Source organism: Kitasatospora sp. NPDC002965 (assembly GCF_040611255.1).
In the GTDB taxonomy this organism is placed as follows: domain Bacteria; phylum Actinomycetota; class Actinomycetes; order Streptomycetales; family Streptomycetaceae; genus Kitasatospora.
The window spans coordinates 33696-52259 of sequence record NZ_JBEXNT010000064.1 but is presented as its reverse complement, the minus strand read 5'-3'; the positions used below and the strand labels follow the sequence as shown (position 1 = coordinate 52259).

The following is an 18564-nucleotide window of genomic DNA, read 5'->3' as shown; positions in this document are numbered from 1 at the left end:
CGCGGGCCCCGGACGCAGTACGCGTCCGGGGCCCGCGGTCGGTCAGTTGTGGGTGTGCGAGCCGCATACGGGGCCCGGTAGCGGGAGGAAGCCGTGCAGGCGGATGTCGGCGGCACCGGTGCCGCTCCGGCAGATCCAGCCGGACGGGCCGAAGATGGCGCGCAGCGCGACACCGTGCGCGTCCAAGGTGTTCCACTCGGACTGGCGGACGGTGTTGTAGAGGACTCGCCCGTACGCCGAAGCCGAGTAGGGCGCGCTGATGGTGTGGGTCGTGGGGTTGACCGGTTGGACGTTGTTGACCGCGCGTGGCACGAGCACCCCCGGGTTGTCGGTCGGGGTGGAGTAGCCGCCGTAGACCTGGCCGACGTAGCGGCCGACGGAGTACGGGACGATCACGTCCGGGTCGTGCAGGACCGCGTCGGTGCCCTGGTTCTCCCGTTCGACGACACCGACGCACGAGTGGTCCGTCCAGGGGTCCCCCACGATCGCGGAGTAGTAGTCGAGGGCCTGCAGGAAGAACCCGGAGGAGTCCATGGAGGCGCCGTCCACCCCCGACCGGGTCACCAGGAGGTGGCCGGCCAGCATCGGGCGGATGGTGGCGTCGGGCAGCGCCGGGTCGATCTGCCGCCAGTTGGTGACGGTGCAGGTGTAGATGGAGCGCAGCTGCGCGGTGGTGAGGTTGGCCGGGGCGTGGCCGCCGGTCGGGGCGGCCCAGCTGACGGCGTCCTTGGCCATGGCGACGAACAGCGTGTTCACGCTGTCGTCGACCTTCGGGCCCCGGGTGCTGCGGGCGAAGTCCAGCGTGCCGCTGGTGTTGGAGGCCAGCGCGATGATTCCCGCGTTGGACCGGTCGGGGCGGAGCAGCGGGGACGATCCGGTCTTGGGGGTGATGAGGGTCGTCCCGGTGGAGTCCCAGCTGTAGAGGCGGGGCGAGGTGGTGTTGCCGGCGGCGGTGAGGGAGGCGTTGTAGTCGGTGGAGAGCTGGTTGAAGAGCGACTCCGTGACCTGGGCGCCGACGCCGACGATGTCGGTGGCGGCGGGCGGGGGCACGGGGATCGGCTGGGGCGGGTCGGCGAGCGCCGGGGCGGCGGAGGCGAGGGCGAGCGCGGCGGCCAGTGCGAGGGCCGGGGCGACCCGGGCGGTGAGACGGTGCACGAGGTGAACTCCCTGTCGGGGGCGGGCGGTCGGGCCACCGGGATCATCGGTGTGCCGGTCCGTGACCCGGAAGATCCCAGGCTTCTGGGGGGTGGACGCCCCCCGCAGGTCACCCCCGGTCCCCGCCCGCTCCGACCGCCACCTGTTCTTCCACCGGACGCCCCCCGTACGCCGCCCGGGGCTGCCGTCGGGTGGTGTGCGCGGCGGGGCCGGGCGGGCGGGGCCGGGCGGCCCCGGCCGTCAGCTGTGCTCCGTCGAGCCGCAGGCCCCGGGGGGAAGTGCGAGGAAGCCGTGACTGCGGATCCTCGACGCGCCGGACCAGCAGATCCAGCCGTTCGGCGAGAAGATCTCGCGGAGCGCCCGGGCGTGCGCGTCACCGGCGTTCCACTCCGCCTCCCGGAGGGCGACCCGGAGCCGGTAGGCGAAGTACGAGGCGGCGAACGTGGCGTGGAGGGTGTGGCTGGACGGGTTCACCACCGGGACACCGCCGATCGCGCGCGGGACGAGCGCGCCCGGGTTGTCGGTCGGGGTGGCGTGGCCGCCGTAGGTCTGGCCGATGTAGCGGCCGACGGAGTACGGGACGACTACGTCCGGGTCGTGCAGGAAGGCGCCCGTGCCGCTGTTCTCCTCCCGGATGAGGGTGACGCAGTCCCCGATCCTCACGTAGCTCGGCCCGCTGGTCTGCTGGATCCCGGCCAGGAACATCGACGCGGCGTCCGTGATGTGCTCGTAGTTGTAGATGGGCAGTGCCGGCTTGATGGGGGCGTCGGGCAGCGCCGAGTCGATCTGCCGCCAGTTGGTGGTGTGGCACTCGTAGATGCCGCGCAGCTGGGCGGCGGTCAGACTGTTCGGGGCGTGGCCGCCGGTCGGCGCGGCCCAGCTCACGGCGTCCTTCGCCAGGTTGACGAAGAGGGTGGACGCCGGGTCGTTGACGCTCGGGCCGCGGGTGCTGCGGGCGAAGTCGACGGTGCTGCTCGTGGTGGCGTTCACCGCCGTGATGCCCGCACTGGAGAACATCGGGCGGACCAGCGGGGACGATCCCGCCTTGGGGGTGATGAGGTTCGCCCCGACCGAGTCCCAGCTGTAGAGGCGGGGCGAGGTGGTGTTGCCGGCGGAGGTGAGGGAGGCGTTGTAGTCGGTGGAGAGCTGGTTGAAGAGCGACTCCATGACCTGGGCGCCGACGCCGACGATGTCGGTGGCGGCGGGCGGGGGCACGGGGATCGGCTGGGGCGGGTCGGCGAGGGCTGACGGGGTGGCCGCGAGGACCAGGGCGGAGCTCAGCGCCAAGGCCGAGAGCGTCCGGTAGGCGAGGCGGATCATGCGGGCAACTCCCTTGTGAGGTCGACGAGTCGGACCTTTCTCCAGGATCCTCCGCAGGCCCGTGGGCTCCCGGAAGGACGGCGCCGGCCCCGGCCGGCCGGAGGGGCGGGGCCCCCGCAGGTCACCGCAGGTCGGCCACGGCTCCGACCGCCACCTGTTCTTCCACCGGACGCCCCCCGTACGCCGCCGCCGTACCGGCGCGGTCCGTCGCCGGGGTCCGTCACGGCGGTCTGTCGCCCGGGTCCGCCGCCGGGGTGCCGGCCGGCCGGGCGGCGGGCGGCGGGCGGCGTTTCCGGCGGAAAACGCCCAGGTTGCTAGGGTCGGGGGATGGCAGCGAGCGGCGCAGGCGGCGCGAACCCCCCGGTGCGGTTGCGGCGCGACGCGCAGCGCAACCGCGATCTGCTGCTGACCACCGCCCGAGACCTGTTCGCCCGGCACGGGCTGGACGTGCCGCTCGACCAGATCGCCAAGGAGGCGGGTGTCGGCAACGCCACGCTGTACCGGCACTTCCCGACCCGGGAGGCCCTCGTCGCCGAGGTGTTCGCGGACGCCGCGACGCTGCTCGGCGACGCCGGTGCGCAGGCGCTGGCCGACGAGGACGCCTGGGGCGCCGTCGAGCGATACTTCGAGCGGATCTTCGAACTGGTCGCCGCCGACCGGGGCATCAACGACCTGGTCACCCAGGCCATCCCCACCGTCCCCGGGATGATCGAGATCAGTCGGCGCAACGCCGAGACGGTCGGCGTGCTGGTCGCCCGCGCACAGCAGCAGGGCACCATGCGGACCGACGTCGTCACCATGGACCTGCTCTTCATGCTCGGCCCGCTCTGCCGCGCGCTGCCCGCCACCACCGACCTCCGCCCCGACCTCTGGCGCCGCTACCTCGCCCTGCTGCTCGACGGTTTCCGCACCCGGGCCACCCACCCGCTGCCGGTGCCGCCGATCGGCGAGGAGCACCTGGACAAGATGTTCGCCGACCTGTGGGAGGCGGACGGGCCCGGCGCCTGACCCGCTCCCGGGCCCGCGCCGCCGCCGCCCGCGTCAGGAACCCGTACGGACCGGCGCCCCGCGCGTCAGGGCTCCGTCAACGAACGGCCCTTCCCCCCTCCGCCGGGGATTGGCTGGAGCTGAGCACCACACCAGTGAACAGCCAGCCGGAAGGACGGACAGGGCCATGGCGGACAGCGGCGCCGGCACCCACGCGGACGAGCCGATCGACCTCCCGATCGACCCGTGGAACGAGCAGGAGAACGACGAGCGGCACGGCGGGCAGGGCGACGGCGGCCGGGGCCGGATCGTGGTCGGACTCAGCGGCTCGCTCGGCAGCCTCGCCGCCCTGCACCGAGCCGTCGCCGAGGCCCGCCGCCTCGACGCCGAGGTCCTCGCGGTGCACTGCTGGACCCCCGTCGGCGGCGAGTTCGGCTACCGCCGCTCCCCGTGCCCGCCGCTGCTCACCGCCTGCCGCGACGCCGCCGCCGCCCGTCTGCGCGAGGCCCTCGACCAGGCCTTCGGCGGCACCCCGGCGGGCGTCCGGCTGCGCGGCGTGGCCGTCCGGGGCGAGACCGGGCAGGCTCTGGTCCGCTGCGCCGACCGGCCCGGTGACCTGCTCGTCCTCGGCGCCGGCAGCCGGGGCGCGCTCGCCCGCGCGCTGCGCCCGTCGGTCACCGCCTACTGCGTCCGGCACGCGGCCTGCCCGGTGCTGGCCGTCCCGAAGCCGCCGCTCCAGCGCGAGCTGGAGGCGCTCCGGCGCCACCACCGCGTCCGGATGCCGGTGACGGCATGAGCACCCGCCTCCGGCCCGCGATGTCCGGCGCGGTCGCCCTGACCGCCTCCGCCGCACTCGTCCCGCTCCTCGCCGTGCTCGGCGAGCTCCGCGCCACCTGGGTCGCGCTCGCCGGCTACGCGGTGCTGTGCGCCGCCGTCGGCCGCTGCTCGCGCCCGTCCGCCGCCCCGTTGGTCGGCCTGGCCGCCTGGCTCTTCCACAACGGGTTCGTCGAACACCGCCGGGGCGCCCTCGGGTGGGCCGGCCCCGGCCCGGAGGCCGGCCACCTCCTCCTCTTCACCGCCGCAGCCCTCGCCTTCGCCGTCCTCGCGGCCCTGCGGCGCCCGCACCCCCGCCGGCGTCCGCGGCCCCGTGACCGGCGTCCCGGCCGCCGGTTCGGCCTCACCGCCTGACCGACCCCCGGGGTGCTCCGGGAGGCCGTCCGGGGTTCTCCCGTGGTTCGGACGGCCGTTCCGGGCTGGTAGTGTTCTTCCTGTCGCGAGGGAGATGATCTCTCGTCAGGCGTCAGTGGTGCTACCAGAGCACGTCCTACTTTCAGTAGGGAGAGTCCGTGCAACCCGGGCCTGGCGCTCCAAGTCGGACGGGGTCCGGTACCTGAGAAGGTGCCGGGCCCCGTTCGCGTTTCGCGGGGCCGGCGGGTGGGCGGCCGAGTTGCGGTGCACCGGCTCTGACCTGGTACTGTTCTTCCTGTCGCGAGGGAGATGATCTCTCGTCAGGCGTCAGTGGTGCTACCAGAGCACGTCCTACTTTCAGTAGGGAGAGTCCGTGCAACCCGGGCCTGGCGCTCCAAGTCGGACGGGGTCCGGTACCTGAGAAGGTGCCGGGCCCCGTTCGCGTTCACCGGGGTCGCCCGGGCGGGCCGCGCCGGTCAGGTCACCGCGCGGTCGGAGCCGAGTTCGCGGGAGATGCGCAGGCCGACCTGGGCGACGACCGGGCCGAGGGCGCGGACCCGGGCGGCGGTCATCCGCGAGGTGAGGCCGGAGACCGAGAGGGCGGCGGTCACCTCGCCGGTGTGGTCGAAGATCGGGGCGGCGACGCAGCGGACCTCGGGCTCGTTCTCGCGGTCGTCGATCGAGTAGCCGCGGGCGCGGATCCGGGCGAGGTCGGCGCGCAGGTGGGTCTCGTCGGAGATGGTCCAGGCGGTGACGGGGCGCAGTCCGGCGGCGACGACCTCGGTGACCGCCTCCTCGGGCAGCCAGGCCAGGATCGCCTTTCCGGTGGCGGTGCAGTAGGCGGGGGCCCGACTGCCGACCCGGGAGGCCATCCGGACGTTGGTCTCGTCCTCCACCTTGTCGAGGTAGACGATGCCGGGCGCCTGCCAGACGGTCAGGTGGACGGTCTCGCCGGCCTCCCGCTGGAGGCGGCGCAGGTGTTCGGCGGCGACGCTGCGCAGGTCGAGGGTGGAGAGGTAGGCCTGGCCGAGTCGGAGCGAGCCGTGGCCGAGCCGGAACCAGCCGGTCTCCCGGTCGCGGTCGAGGAGGTGCTCGTCCAGCAGCGGGCCGGTCAGCCGCAGGACCGTCGACTTGTTGAGGTCGAGCGCCTCGGCGAGCTGGGCGAGCGGGACGCCGCGGCCGTCGCCGTGGTCGCGGACGTAGCCGAGGACGGACAGCGCGCGACGCAGGGAGGAGGACTGGTTCCGCTCGCCCGTGGTCTTCTTCGGCTTCTCCGCGCCGGTGGCCGTGCCGCCCGCGGTCGCGCCGGCTGCCGGGCCCGCGCTCGTGCCGGCCGCGCTGACCGCCTTCTCCGTCATCGGTCCGTTCCCCTCTCGTTCCGCCACCGGACTGCGGCGGTTGTCGAACCGTACCCTCCCGCACCTCGCTTACCGCTTTTTCGATACACCGTTGTGCATTGCAAAACTTCCCGAACGGCCTCTTGTTGGCCGTGAGCGCCCGCGCCTAACGTCCCTGGCATCGAGCAGGCGACGTAGCCCACCCGAGCGGTCGCTCTGCCGTACCCCCACATCAATGCGTTCACGCACCCACCATCGGCCCCGGTCAGGGCCTGCTTCGACGCGCCCGTCCCCAGCGGCGCACGTCTCGGCGGCAACTGTCGGGAGGGGAGGTCTCCACCCATGCGAATCGTCAGACGGGCCGCCGCGGCCACCGTCCTCGCCGCCACGTGTCTCGCCGCAGCCGCCTGTTCGCCCGGTACCGCGTTGCCGGCCGGTGACAAGGCGGCCGACGACAAGACCGGCACCCTGCAGGTCTGGCTGTACAACGAGGCCGGCAACGCCGCGAAGGAAGCGGTCGTCAGCAAGGCCGTCGCCGAGTTCCAGGCCTCCCACCAGGGCGTCACCGTCAGTGTCAGCTACATCGACACCGACGCCTCGGCCCGCGCCGCCAAGATGAAGGGCGCGTTCAACGACCCGAACAGTGCCCCGGACCTGGTCGAGTTCGGCAACACCGACCTCCCCGGGTACGTCGCGGCCGGCGGCCTCGCCGAGATCGGCGCCGACCTCGACAAGTGGAAGGACAAGGGCGACCTCGACCCGGCGATCGCCAAGACCGCGGTGCTCGACGGCAAGACCTACGGCCTGCCCTGGTGGGTCGCCGTGCGGGCGCTCTACTTCCGCACCGACCTGTTCACCGAGGCCGGCCTCGCGGCCCCGACGTCCTACGCCGAACTGGTCGCGGCCACCCAGAAGATCCACGCCGCGCACCCGGACACCTTCGGCATCGCGGTCGGCGGCAAGTACACCTTCGGCGCGCTCCCCTTCGTCTGGGACGCGGGCGGCGACATCGCCGCCAAGGAGGGCACCACCTACAAGCCGACGATCAACTCGTCCGCCTCGCAGGCCGGCATCAAGCGCTACACCGACCTCTTCGGCGAGAGCGGCTGCCCGGTCCAGCAGTGCGCCGACCTCACCGGCGGCAAGACCGTCGACCTCTTCGCGGCCGGCAAGTCCGCGATGGCGATCCTGCCCAACTCCAGCCGCAGCAAGGTCGACGCGGGCCCGGTCAACGGCAAGTACGGGGTCGTCCCGCTGCCCGGCGAGAAGCCCGGTTCGATCGCCCCGGCGTTCGCCGGCGGCAACAACCTCGGCGTGATGAAGGCGGCCAAGCACCGCACCCTGGCCGTCGAGTTCGCCGAGCTGCTGGCGAGCCCCGCGTACCAGGAGCAGATGTACGACGCGATGGGCAACCTGCCGACGCTGAAGCCGGTCAACGCCAAGGTCGCCGCCAAGGACGCCTTCCTGAAGCCGTTCACCGACACCATCGCGGCCGGTACCAAGTTCGTGCCGCTGGACCAGGGATGGGCGCAGATCGACGCGCAGGCCGTCATCCCGACGATGCTCCAGCAGATCGTCACCGGCAAGGCGGACGTGGCGAAGGCCTCGGGCGACGCCGCCACGCAGATCACGTCGGCCTTCGCGGCCCGCTGATCGCCGGCCCCCGCAAGAGAGCAGGTCCCGTACGTGTCCGCACCCACCACGACCGCCCCGGCGGCGCCGCCCTCCCCGAGCGGGCGGCGCCGGGGCACCGGCCCGGCCGCGCCCCCGCGCGGCCGGCGCCGCCCCCCGCTGCTGCTCCTGCTGCCGGCCGCGATCATCATGATCCCCCTGGTGGCGTACCCGATCTACCAGCTCGGTCTGCTGTCGGTGCTGGACTTCGGTCAGGCCCAGGCCTCCGGCGGTGTGCCGACCAGCTTCGTCGGGCTCGGCAACTACCAGAAGATCCTCGGTGACGGGCAGTTCTGGTCGGTGCTGACGCAGACGATCGGCTTCGCCGCGTTCTGTGTGGTCGCCACCCTGGCGGTCGGCGCCACCCTCGCGGTGCTGCTCACCAGGGTGGGCCGGATCTCCCGACTGGTGCTGACCACCGCCGCCATGGCGGCCTGGGCGGCGCCGGCGATGACCGGTTCGACGGTGTGGAGCTTCCTCTTCGACACCAACCTCGGTCTGGTCAACAAGACCCTGGTCAGCATCGGTCTGAACGGCTTCCACGAGTTCAACTGGTTCTACGACAAGTGGACCTCGTTCCTGATCGTGGGCGCCGTGGTGGTCTGGCACTCCTTCCCGTTCGTCATGGTGACGCTCTACGCGGGCATCAAGGCGATCCCGACCGAGATCCTGGAGGCCGCGGCGCTGGACGGCGCCGGCACCTGGGCCACCTTCCGCCGGATCACCGCCCCGATGCTCCGGCCGATCCTGACCATCGTGGTGATCCAGTCGGTCATCTGGGACTTCAAGGTCTTCACCCAGATCTACGTCATGACCGAGGGCGGCGGAATCGCCGGCCAGAACCTCGTCCTCAACGTGTACGCCTACCAGAAGGCGTTCGCGTCCTCCCAGTACGGACTCGGCGCGGCCATCGGCGTGATCATGCTGCTGATCCTGGTGATCCCGACGGTCCTCTACATCCGCTCGCTGCGACGGACGGGGAATGAACTGTGAACACCCGTGGCCGCAGGCGGCTCGCCGCCAACTCCCTCGCGATCCTGGTGGCCGTGGTCACCGCCTTCCCGATCTTCTGGATGGTGCTCTCGGCGTTCAAGCCGAAGGGCGAGGTGCAGTCGCTCGACCCCCGACCGTGGACCGCGCACCCGACGCTGGAGAGCTTCCGCCAGGTGCTCAGCGTCGACGGGTTCGGACGGTACTTCGTCAACAGCCTGATCATCGCGCTGTCGGTGGTGGTGCTGTCGGCCCTGGTGGTCTTCCTCGCGGCGGTCGCCGTGACGAGGTTCCGGTTCAGGTTCCGCACCACCATCATGGTGATGTTCCTGATCGCCCAGATGATCCCCGTCGAGGCGCTCACCATCCCGCTGTTCTTCATGTTCCGCGACGCGGGGCGGCTGGCGCCGGGCGTCGGACTCAACACCCTGGCCTCGCTGATCCTGGTGCAACTGGCGTTCTCGCTGCCCTTCGGGATCTGGATGATGCGCGGCTTCGTCGCCGCCGTGCCGGTCTCCATCGAGGAGGCCGCGCAGATCGACGGTGCGAGCCGGAGCCGGATCCTCTGGCGGATCCTGCTGCCGCTGGTGGCCCCGGGCCTGGCCGCGACCAGCGTGTTCTCCTTCATCGCGGCGTGGAACGACTTCGTCTTCGCCAAGACCTTCATCATCAGCGCGACCGAGAACCAGACCCTCCCCTCCGCGCTGCTGGTCTTCTTCAAACCGGACGAGAACGACTGGGGCGGCATCATGGCGGCCTCGACGCTGATGACCGTGCCGGTCCTGATCTTCTTCATCGCGGTGCAGCGCAAGCTGGTCTCCGGGCTGGCCGGCGCTGTGAAGGACTAGCCCGCGAGGGCCGGTGCCGCGAGGGAGAGGCTGCGGCGGGTGTAGCGTCCCGATCATGGAGGTGGGGTCCATGAACAGGGAACGCGCCGACGGGCAACTCGCCCAGATCGCCGAGACGGTGGGCCTCGCCCGCCGTCTCGGCACTCGTGTCCGGCTGCGCGGCGGCTGGGCGATGGACTTCTTCCTCGGCGAGCTCACCCGTGACCACGAGGACATCGACTGGTTCGTTCCGGCCGCCGACGCCCCCGCGCTCGCCGCCGGCCTGCACGAACTCGGCTACCGCCGGCTCGACGGCCCGCCGCCGGGCCAGCAGTTCGACGTCGTCAAGGGCGGTTCGGAGTCGAGCTTCGCGCTGGTCGATCCGAGGCCGGACGGCCGGGTGCTGGTCGCCGGCGGCCCCTGGGCCGGGACGGCCTGGCCGGGCGGGCTGCTGGACGGGCCCGTCGGGCGGCTCGGCGGTGTGGAGTGCCCGATCGTGGGTCCGGAGCTGCAGATCGAGATCAAGCGGATGATGCCGGTCTGGGACCCGCGCCGGCCACGGCGGGCCAAGGACGCGGAGGACATCGCACGCCTGCGGGCGGCGCTCGCCCCAGGGCCGGTGCTGCCCCGGTCCCCGGTCCCCGTTTCCCGGTTCCCGTTCCCCTGAGTCGCTTCGGGGATGCTGCGGCTGCACCGGGCGTTCCGCCCTCCTACGCGGCCAGGGTCGCCTCCGCGGACGGGAGGCCGATCAGCGTGAACTCCGCCCCGCCGTCGTCCCGGACCGCCGCCCGCCGTCCGAACGGTGTCGGGTGCGGTCCCGCCAGCACCTCCCCGCCCAGCTCGCGCACCCGCTCGGCCGCGCGGTCGGTGTCGTCCGTGCCGAAGTGGACGCTCCAGACGGGCGGCGGACCGGCCGCCCCCAGGCCCGTCCCGCCGCTCCCGCTCCCGCTTGCGCGGCCCGTCCGGTCGGCGTCGGCCCCGTGGCCGCCGCCGATGCCGCCGGCCACGGCTCCGCCGACCCGGAACACCGTGCCGCCGTCCGCGCCCGACCCGTACTCGTACCCGAAGACCTGCCGGTAGAAGGTCCGGGCCGTGGCCGGGTCGGGGGAGAGCTGCTCGCTCCAGCTGAACGCGGACGGTTCGTCGACCAGACCCGCCCCCTGCCAGAGCAGCCCCTGCCGGAGCCCGAACACCGCACCGGTCGGGTCGGCCACGACGGCCGCCCACCCCTGCTCGGGTCTCTCGAACGGCTCTCGGACGACGCGCCCGCCGGCCGTCCGGACCTCCTCGGCCGCCCGTCCGACGTCCGTCACCGCGAGGTACGTGGTCCACGAGCGTTCCTCGCCCGCCGGCCGCCGGACCAGCCCCGCGACCTGTGCCCCGCGCAGCGTCGCCACCGTGTACCCGGGCAGCCCGACGTACTCCCACCCGAACAGCGCGCCGTAGAACCGCCGGGCCCGCGGGAGGTCCGGGGTTCCCAGCTCGACCCAGCAGGGGACGCCGTCGCGGTACCTGCCCGCCTTCGGCATGCCGCCCTCCTCGCCGCCGGAACCACCCGGGCCCCTGGGGCCAGCCTCTGCTTCCGCCCGGCGCCCGGCAACCGGTCCGCGCCCCCTCGGGCCGATCCGCGCTCGTCGCAGCGCCCCCGCGCGTCCGTCAGGTCGCCCCCGGGCCCGTCAGAGCACCCCGCGCGGCCGGAACTGGATGCTGATCCGCGGCCCCACCGGCCGCGCCGTCTTCGGTACCGCGTGCTCCCAGGTCCGCTGGCAGGAACCGCCCATCACCAGCAGGTCCCCGTGCCCGACCGGGTGCCGCACCACCGCCCCGCCACCGCCCCGGGGCCGCAGCAGCAGCGCCCGCGGTTCGCCGATCGAGAGGATCGCGACCATGGTGTCCACGTGCGCGCCCCGCCCGATCCGGTCGCCGTGCCAGGCCACGCTGTCCCGCCCGTCCCGGTAGTAGCAGAGCCCGAGCGTGCTGAACGGCTCGCCGAGCTCGTCCGCGTAGTGCGCGCCGAGCGCCGCCCGGGCCTCCCCGAGCACGGGGTGCGGCGGTGCGTCCTCCTCCCCGTAGGAGGCGAGCAGCCGGGGCACGTCGACGGTCCGCTCGTACATCTCGCGCCGCTCGGCCCGCCACGGCACCTCCGCGGCCAGGTGTTCGAACAGCTGGTCCGCCCCGCGGAGCCACCCCGGCAGCAGGTCCAGCCACGCCCCCGCGCCCAGCACCGTCCGCCGAACGCCCGACAGCGGCCCGAGGGCGGTCCCGGCCCGGCCGGGATCGTCGAACAGGGAGGGCTGGAGGTGGAGCGTGCTGCGCATGAGCCCAGCGTACGCCGTAATCGAACATATGAGCGAAGAGGCTGCGAGTGGCGCGCGCCCCGGAGCCGGCTCCGACCGATGCCGTCGGGCCGGGCGGTGCCGGTGCCGTCGGGCCGGGCCGGGCGATGCTGGGCCGGGTGCTCGCCGAGGGGGGGGCTCAGCTCCTCGGCGTGGTCCTTCATCGCGGCCCGCTCCTCGGCCGTGAATCCCTCGTACGCGCCGCTGTCGGTGCTGCCCATGGCCGGACTCCCCCTTGAGGAGTGGAACGGATCTTCGAGCCGGCTCTCCGGTACGGGATCTTGAGAGGGGGCCATATCCTGGCGTACCGACAGCGCCGCCGCGCCGCCGCGCCGGTGGTCCGGCCCGCGAGTCTCAGACCGCGATCACCGACAGTGTCCGGTCGAAGTAGTTGGTGACGTAGAGCCTCGACCCGTCCGGACTGGTCGCAGCGCCGCGCGGGCCGCCCGGGACGGGGATCGTGCCGGTGACCGTGTGGGTGGTGGTGTCGACCACCGAGACGGTGTCGAACGGGAAGTGGGCCACGAAGAGCCGCCCGCCGTCCGGGCTGACCGCCAGCCCGTACGGTCCCCGCCGGACCGGGACGGTCGCCACGACGTCGGCGGGCACCGTCTCCTCCAGCGTCGGGATGCCGGTGGCGTCGATCACGGTGACCGAGTCCCGGAAGTAGTTGCTGGCGTAGAGGAGGCGGCCGTCCGGGCTCACGGCCAGGGCGACCGGGAAGTCCACACCGGTGAGGATCCCGCGGGTCTTGGTGAGGGTGTCGGAGACCAGGACCTGGTCGTCGATGGCGTTGGCGATCAGCAGTCGCGATCCTTCGGCGGTGATCGCCAGGCCGTACGGGCGGGTGCCGAAGCCGGTGGAGATGGCCTGGTCGCCGGTGGCGGCCTCGAACACGTGGATGAAGGTCGAGCTGTTCTCGGCGACGAACACGCGCGCGCCGTCGGCCGCGACGGCCACGCCGTAGGGGCCGACGGCGGCGGGGAAGGTCGTGGCCACGGTGTTCGCCGGAGTGTCGACGGCGGTCACCGTCCCGTCCAGGAAGCTGGTGACGTAGACGCGGCGACCGTCCCGGCTCGCCGCCACACTGTGCGGGGTCTGGCCCACGGGGATCGTCTCGATGGCCTGGTGATCGCCGTGAGCCCCGGTTGTGGGGGTGGTGGAGACTGACATGCGCTGCTACTCCTCCTCCGTCGTCGGGCCGGACGTCGGGCCCGCTGCCGATCACGTCGTCGGGTGCGGCGCCGGGCCCGCAGGCCCGCGGATCCGGTCTGTCGCGCGCGCCCGGGCGGAGCGCCCGCCCGCCGGGAGCCGTCACCGGCGCGAGTCCGGCCGTCCCGGGCGGAGTGCGCACAGCGGGAACCCTCCCCCGACACACCCGGAGGCGGTCGCCGCGTGGCCGCCACGGAGAGGGCCACCGCGTGGCCGGTCGAGTGGTCGTCGCCCTTCGATCGTACGCCCACCGACGTCCGCTGCCCACCGCGTCGGCGGCTCAACGGACGGACGGAGCGCGGCACTTCCCCCTTCGGCCGGGCCGGATCAGGCTGCGACCACTCTGCGCCGTCGAGCCGGGCGTACACCCCCGGCCGGTGGGCCCGCCTCCTCGGTGCGAGGCCGACGCCGGTCAGGAGGGCCATCGGGCCGATCGACACCAGGGGCCGGTTCACCTTGGGCGAGGTGGAGGTGGCAGGCGAGCCGCGCGGCCGGCCGGCTGGTGACGATCAGGACCCGCTGCGCGTCCGTAGCCCGGCCGCCGACGTCATCCGTCATGGCGGTGGAGAACACCCCGGCCGGGTCGTCGGTGGCGGCGGCCACCACTACGGAGTCGCGAACGCCCCGCCCCTGGTCGGCGCGGCGAGGGCGCGCACCAGCAGGGCGCGGACGATCCCGGCCGAGGTCTGTCGAGTGGAAGCCGGGCAGCCGGACCGCCGCGCCGCCGAGCAGTGCCCGGTGGTGGTGCCGGTGGCGGTGGGCGTGGCCGTCGCCCCGCCAGGGCAGTAGGGCGCCGCCGGCCAGGTCGACGGTCTCGGTCCGTCCGTCGTGCGCCGGACGACCACGTCACCGGCCGGGCGGAGATCGTCGCCCTGGTGCGCGCCGACCTCGTCCGCACCATCGGCGAGCAGTTCGTCCGGCACCGGCCGTGGGAGGACGCGCTGCGCACCCCTGCGCACGCCTGCCGTGACACTTTCGCCGCGCACCCCGGGATCATCCGTCTGCCGGCCGCGGCCCCGTCTGCCGAACCGTTCACGCACGAGCTGTACGAGCGCGCCGTCCCGACGCCGAGGGCCCCTGCCGTTCGATTTCTGACCAGGCGTGATGTCCTGCTAGTGTTCAACCCGTCGAGAGGAAACGATCTTCGCGAAGCGAAGAGCGGCCTCCCGAGCAGGCGTCAGTGGTGCTACCGGAGCACGTCCTACTTTCAGTAGGGAGAGTCCGTTCAACCCGGGCCTGGCGCTCCATCCGAAGCGGTCGTCCCCTCTCCGAGGGGGCGGCCGCTTCGTCGTTGTGCGGATCGGTCCTATCGCACGACCCGGCCGAAACCCGTCGGCGGCGGTGACAACCCGCCAAGGTCGCGCTCCAGGTGGATCGGCGGCCCTTCGGGAGCGCACTCTCCCGGTCTGCGACTTTGCGGTGACCTGCGGGCTGACGGTCCGTCAAAGGTTGGCCGAAAGTCGGCCCTAATGGTGTGAATATGCCATTGGAATGTTCGTCGTACAGATTCCGGCAGTAGCCTTCCGTGTCGAACCCGCCACTGGTCGTGGCGGTCCGGCCGGTGCCGCGCGGCCCGGAGGTGCGTGCGCCCGGCTGCCCGGAACCCTCCCCGACACCCTCCGGCCTGCGAAGCCACCTCGGCGGGGCCGTCCCGGACCCCTCCCCGAAGCCTCCCCGAACCCTCCGAAGGAGCCCGAGTGCCGGGTATCGACGAATGCCTGACCGAGGCGATGGCGATCGCAGGAGCCCGCGCCGCCAGTCTCGTCGACTGGAGCAGCGGCCTCGCACTGGGCAGCGTCGGCGTCAGCCCCACCGGCGACCATGATACGTCGGCTGCGGAGGCAACCGACCTGGTACGAGCGGCTGTTGAGAGCCCGACCTTCACCGGCTCGGAGGACCCGAAGGCGCCGCTCCAGGACATTATCGTGACCGCCGGCCGCAGTTACCACCTGCTGTGCTTCATCGACACCGTCTTCGACAGCCGGTTGGTCCTGCACCTCTGGCTGGACCGCAGCGAGGGCAATCTCGCCGGCGCCCGCTACCGTCTCCAGTCGCTCGCCGAGGAACTGGTGCTCGGATGACGAACTTCCGGACGAGTGACCTGAAGACGGCGGGCGGGACGGTCGTCGGCTTTCGGCCACCCGCCGGGCGGCCGACGGTTCCGGCCGAGGCCGTCGCGCTCGGCTCCGTCCCGGCGGCCCGTACCGCCTCCTCCGGCCCAGGCCCCGCTCCCTCCTCCGGCCCCGCTCCGGCGCCCGGTCCCGGCCCTGCCGCGGTGCCCGGTCCCGGCTCCGCACCGGTGTCCGCTCCCGGCGCCGCACCCCTTCCCGTGCACCCCGGCTGGACGCCCGGCGCGGTTGTCGAACGGCTGGCCGCGGAGCACGCCACCGGTGCCCTGCGCGGGCCCGCGGGCACCGTCTACCTCGTCGACGGCCTGGTCGCCCACGCCGAGTCCGACCGGACACCCGACCTCGCCACCCTGCTCACCGTCTGCGGCCGGCTCACCCCCGCCGCCTGGCAGGAGGAGGTCCGCCGGTCCGGCCCGTATGCCGGGGTCGGCGAGGCCCTGGTCGAACAGGGCCGGCTCACCCGCGGCGAGTTGGAGCTCTGTCACCTCGGCGCCCTCTACGACGCGGCCTGCTTCCTCCTGGACGCCCCGGCCGCCCTCGCCTTCCGGACCTTCGCACCGGGTGTGCGGCACTGGCTCGGCCCCGTGGCGGCCGTGGGCGTCCCCCGGCTCCGCCGGGAGGCCGAACGCCGGCGGATCCTGCTGGACCGCATCTGGCCGTGGCCCCAGCTCGACACCGCGCCGGTCCGTCCGGCCGCACGGCTCCCCGCCGTCCCCGGCCGCCACGCGCGCCGGATTCGCCCGCCGAGCCGCTACCAGCGCGACCTGCTCGACCACGCGGACGGCCGAAGAACCCCGGCGGAGCTGGCGCGGCTGCTCGGCCGCTCGGCGTTCGCCACCACGGTGGACGTCCGCCGGCTGGCCGCCGCAGGACTGCTGCTCGGGCCCGGGGTCGAGTCCGAGCCCGGCTCCGGTGCCGGTGTCGCTGCCGGCTCCGACCCCGGGGTCGGGAGCGGGGCCGGGCCGGGGAGCGGGGACGCCCCGGGGGAACCGTCCGCGTCCGGCGGTCTGCACCGGCGGGTACCCGGTGCGGCGCTCGCCGCGCTTGCCCCGGCCGCCTACGCGGCGTCCGTCGCTGCCGCCTCCGCCGCCTCCGCCCGACCTTCGACCCCGGCAGCCCACCCGCTGACCGCCCCCGATCCGGACATCGCGTTGCTGATCCGGGTCAGAACCCTTCTGGAGGCCCGACTTTGAACCACTCTCCGCCCGCGACCCCGCCCTCACGGCCATGAGGCGGGCGCTCAAGCAGCGTGTCGGAAGGAGACAACTGATCGCCTTGGAGACCGAACTGCTCGCCGAACTCCGCGCCCTCAGGCATCGGGTACCACACCTCGCGGGCGGTCTGGTGGCCGGTGTCGACGGCCTGCTCGTCGCGCACGACACCCACGGGACCGAGCCGTCGAGTCTGGCGGCGATGACCGCCGCCTCGCTCGGCCTGGCCCAGCGGCTCGCCGACAGCACCGGCCAGGGCGACTTCCGGGAGTCACTCGTCCGGGGCGAGCACGGCTACGTCGCCACGTACGCGGCCGGCGGAAGCTGCGTCCTCACGCTCCTCGCCCACCCGGACGCGAACGTGGGCCGGTTGCACCTGGAGGCCCGCCGTTCCGCCCAGCGCATCGCCGCGCTCCTCGACGACACCCTCGCGCCCAAGGAGGTGCGGGAGTCCAGGGAAGCGGCCTTCTGACCGGCTGCGCGCAGCACCCGACACCCGACGACCCGACCACCCTCTCGACCGCTCCACCCTCTTGACCGCTCCACCTTCTCGACCTGCTCCACCCTCTTGACCTGTCCGACCTGAAACCCCACCACCGAACCGGAGAACCGACATGACGGACGCCGCAGGCGCGCTCAAGCAGGCCCTCACCGTGATCGAAGGCGCCATCGGCGCCGCCCTCGTCGACTACAACAGCGGGATGGCCCTGGCCACCCTCGACGGAGCCGGTGGCATCGACCTCAACGTCGCGGCCGCAGGGAACACGGACGTGGTCCGGGCGAAGATGCGCACCATGGACATGCTGGGCCTGAAGGACGGGATCGAGGACATCCTCATCACGCTCAGCAGCCAGTACCACCTGATCCGCCCGCTCACCGGCCGCAGCGGCAACGGGCTCTTCCTCTACCTGGCCCTGGACAAGGGCCGGGCCAACCTGGCGATGGCCCGCCACCAGCTGACGAAGATCGAGGCGGACCTGGAGGTCTGACCGGCCTCCGACCGCTCAGGCCTCTGTACGGGCGACGGACCCCGCGACGCGCGGCGCGGGGTCCGGGCCGGGTGTCGGTGCCGTCTGCAAGGCTGAGGTTCGTTCAGCAGAACGGCCGTCGAGACGGACGTCGTGACGAGAAAGGCCCGTGCAATGTCGACCAAGATCTTCGTCAACCTCCCCGTGAAGGACCTCGCCAGGTCCATCGAGTTCTTCACGTCGATGGACTACGCCTTCAACCCGAAGTTCACCGACGAGAAGGCCGGTTGTCTGGTCATCAGCGACTCCATCTTCGCGATGCTGCTGACCGAGCCGTTCTTCAAGTCCTTCTCCGAGAAGGAGATCCCGGACACCTCCGCGACCGCCCAGACGATCCTGGCGCTCGGTGTCGACAGCCGCGCCGAGGTCGACGCGCTGGTGGACAAGGCGGTCGCCGCGGGAGCCGTGGAGCCGCGCGAGGCCACCGAACAGGGTGGGTTCATGTACGGGCGCACCTTCGCCGACCTCGACGGGCACCTCTGGGAGGTGATCTGGATGGACCCGGCCGTCGCCCAGGACTGACGGGTCGACCGTTCACCCCGGACGGCCGTTCCGGGCCGGGGGCCACTCCGGGAAGGCCGCCCGGTCGGGCTGCCTCGGGACAGCCGGTGCCGGGCGTGCTCGGGCCTGCCCGGGCGGGCTCAGCCGGTCCTGCCGTCCTCCGACCACGCGACCTCGCCGCCGGGCAGACCGGTGCAGACCGCGCCCTCGGGCGTGAACACGTGCCAGGGCGCGAGCAGGGCGTGCGGCGGGACGGACAGCGTGCCGACCCCGTCGAAGACCAGTTCCAGCCCTCCGGCCATGGTCACGCGGGCCCCGTCGACGGTCCGGCCCACCAGGCCGAGCAGCGCGCCGGTGGGGTGGACGGTGAGTTCCGGGTAGAAGTGCTCCACCTCCGACGGCGCGGAGAAGCGGAACTCGTGCGCCACCCGGACGGTCACCGGACCGTCGAGGGTGAGGTCGAGCCGTCCGCCGCCGCTGACCGACGCCACCCGGCGGCCGGCCAGGGCGTCCTCGATCGTCTGCCGTGCTCCGATCCCGTTCTGCATGCGACCAGTGTGGACCGGCGGCCCGCCACCTGTCTCGCCACCGGTCTCGCCGCTCGTCCCGTCGGTCGACCGGCCCGCCGTCCCGTCGGCCGGGCCGCCACCCGGCCCGTCACCCCGGTGCGCC

Annotated in this window: 20 protein-coding genes; 12 read left to right on the top strand and 8 right to left on the bottom strand. The window is 73.2% G+C overall.

The window, feature by feature from the left end; all coding sequences use genetic code 11:
- Positions 1–42 precede the first annotated feature (42 nt).
- Complete coding sequence (locus ABZY91_RS23785) at positions 43–1155, bottom strand: substrate-binding domain-containing protein (protein WP_355405120.1); 1113 nt, start codon at positions 1153–1155, stop codon at positions 43–45.
- 240 nt (positions 1156–1395) lie between these two features.
- On the bottom strand, positions 1396–2475 hold the full coding sequence (locus ABZY91_RS23780; RefSeq protein WP_355405118.1) for a hypothetical protein: 1080 nt from the start codon (positions 2473–2475) through the stop codon (positions 1396–1398).
- A gap of 327 nt (positions 2476–2802) precedes the next feature.
- Here ABZY91_RS23780 and ABZY91_RS23775 point away from each other — a divergent pair, with 327 nt between their 5' ends.
- The 3 genes from ABZY91_RS23775 (at position 2803) to ABZY91_RS23765 (ending at position 4650) form a co-directional block, all read left to right on the top strand.
- On the top strand, positions 2803–3483 hold the full coding sequence (locus ABZY91_RS23775) for a helix-turn-helix domain-containing protein (RefSeq protein WP_355405116.1): 681 nt from the start codon (positions 2803–2805) through the stop codon (positions 3481–3483).
- A 166-nt stretch (positions 3484–3649) separates the two neighbouring features.
- Positions 3650–4258: a universal stress protein gene (locus ABZY91_RS23770; protein WP_355405114.1), complete on the top strand. Its 609-nt coding sequence runs from the start codon at positions 3650–3652 to the stop codon at positions 4256–4258.
- Positions 4255–4650, top strand: a complete 396-nt coding sequence (locus ABZY91_RS23765; RefSeq protein WP_355405112.1) for a DUF4118 domain-containing protein — start codon at positions 4255–4257, stop codon at positions 4648–4650. Before ABZY91_RS23770 ends, ABZY91_RS23765 begins: the two co-directional genes overlap by 4 nt.
- 476 nt (positions 4651–5126) lie before the next feature.
- Here the strand turns inward: ABZY91_RS23765 and ABZY91_RS23760 are convergent, their stop codons facing one another.
- On the bottom strand, positions 5127–6008 hold the full coding sequence (locus ABZY91_RS23760; RefSeq protein WP_329880118.1) for an IclR family transcriptional regulator: 882 nt from the start codon (positions 6006–6008) through the stop codon (positions 5127–5129).
- A gap of 321 nt (positions 6009–6329) precedes the next feature.
- On the opposite strand from ABZY91_RS23760, the gene ABZY91_RS23755 reads away from it, so the two are divergent.
- The 4 genes from ABZY91_RS23755 (at position 6330) to ABZY91_RS23740 (ending at position 10142) form a co-directional block, all read left to right on the top strand.
- Positions 6330–7640 carry an extracellular solute-binding protein gene (locus tag ABZY91_RS23755; protein WP_329880117.1) on the top strand — a complete coding sequence of 437 codons (1311 nt, stop codon included), beginning with the start codon at positions 6330–6332 and terminating at the stop codon, positions 7638–7640.
- A 33-nt stretch (positions 7641–7673) separates the two neighbouring features.
- Entirely contained in the window at positions 7674–8651 is a 978-nt protein-coding gene (locus ABZY91_RS23750; RefSeq protein ID WP_355405109.1) for a sugar ABC transporter permease, read from the top strand.
- Positions 8648–9496, top strand: coding sequence for a carbohydrate ABC transporter permease (locus ABZY91_RS23745; RefSeq protein WP_329880114.1), 849 nt, complete (start codon positions 8648–8650; stop codon positions 9494–9496). Before ABZY91_RS23750 ends, ABZY91_RS23745 begins: the two co-directional genes overlap by 4 nt.
- Positions 9497–9566: 70 nt before the next feature.
- Positions 9567–10142, top strand: coding sequence for an aminoglycoside adenylyltransferase (locus ABZY91_RS23740; RefSeq protein WP_355405107.1), 576 nt, complete (start codon positions 9567–9569; stop codon positions 10140–10142).
- A 43-nt stretch (positions 10143–10185) separates the two neighbouring features.
- Here ABZY91_RS23740 and ABZY91_RS23735 read toward each other — a convergent pair whose 3' ends face one another.
- The 4 genes from ABZY91_RS23735 to ABZY91_RS23720 all read right to left on the bottom strand — a co-directional run bounded on the left by ABZY91_RS23735 (position 10186) and on the right by ABZY91_RS23720 (position 14009).
- The gene (locus ABZY91_RS23735; RefSeq protein ID WP_355405105.1) at positions 10186–11004 is read right to left on the bottom strand and encodes a VOC family protein; all 819 of its coding nucleotides are present in this window, start codon (positions 11002–11004) and stop codon (positions 10186–10188) included.
- A gap of 147 nt (positions 11005–11151) precedes the next feature.
- On the bottom strand, positions 11152–11793 hold the full coding sequence (locus ABZY91_RS23730) for an alpha-ketoglutarate-dependent dioxygenase AlkB (protein WP_355405103.1): 642 nt from the start codon (positions 11791–11793) through the stop codon (positions 11152–11154).
- A 372-nt stretch (positions 11794–12165) separates the two neighbouring features.
- Positions 12166–12984: a YncE family protein gene (locus ABZY91_RS23725; protein ID WP_355405101.1), complete on the bottom strand. Its 819-nt coding sequence runs from the start codon at positions 12982–12984 to the stop codon at positions 12166–12168.
- A 644-nt stretch (positions 12985–13628) separates the two neighbouring features.
- Positions 13629–14009 carry a hypothetical protein gene (locus tag ABZY91_RS23720; RefSeq protein WP_355405099.1) on the bottom strand — a complete coding sequence of 127 codons (381 nt, stop codon included), beginning with the start codon at positions 14007–14009 and terminating at the stop codon, positions 13629–13631.
- Between the two features lie 711 nt (positions 14010–14720).
- Between ABZY91_RS23720 and ABZY91_RS23715 the strand changes: the two genes are divergently transcribed.
- The 5 genes from ABZY91_RS23715 (at position 14721) to ABZY91_RS23695 (ending at position 17913) form a co-directional block, all read left to right on the top strand.
- Positions 14721–15104 (top strand): hypothetical protein, encoded by a 384-nt coding sequence (locus ABZY91_RS23715; protein ID WP_355405097.1) that lies wholly within the window; start codon positions 14721–14723, stop codon positions 15102–15104.
- On the top strand, positions 15101–16345 hold the full coding sequence (locus ABZY91_RS23710; protein WP_355405096.1) for a hypothetical protein: 1245 nt from the start codon (positions 15101–15103) through the stop codon (positions 16343–16345). Before ABZY91_RS23715 ends, ABZY91_RS23710 begins: the two co-directional genes overlap by 4 nt.
- Before the next feature lie 82 nt (positions 16346–16427).
- On the top strand, positions 16428–16835 hold the full coding sequence (locus tag ABZY91_RS23705; protein ID WP_355405094.1) for a roadblock/LC7 domain-containing protein: 408 nt from the start codon (positions 16428–16430) through the stop codon (positions 16833–16835).
- 142 nt (positions 16836–16977) lie between these two features.
- Complete coding sequence (locus ABZY91_RS23700) at positions 16978–17352, top strand: hypothetical protein (RefSeq protein WP_329880100.1); 375 nt, start codon at positions 16978–16980, stop codon at positions 17350–17352.
- Positions 17353–17505: 153 nt separating this feature from the next.
- Positions 17506–17913 carry a VOC family protein gene (locus ABZY91_RS23695; protein ID WP_329880099.1) on the top strand — a complete coding sequence of 136 codons (408 nt, stop codon included), beginning with the start codon at positions 17506–17508 and terminating at the stop codon, positions 17911–17913.
- A gap of 119 nt (positions 17914–18032) precedes the next feature.
- Here ABZY91_RS23695 and ABZY91_RS23690 read toward each other — a convergent pair whose 3' ends face one another.
- Positions 18033–18440, bottom strand: a complete 408-nt coding sequence (locus ABZY91_RS23690; protein WP_355405092.1) for a DUF6188 family protein — start codon at positions 18438–18440, stop codon at positions 18033–18035.
- Positions 18441–18564: the final 124 nt, after the last annotated feature.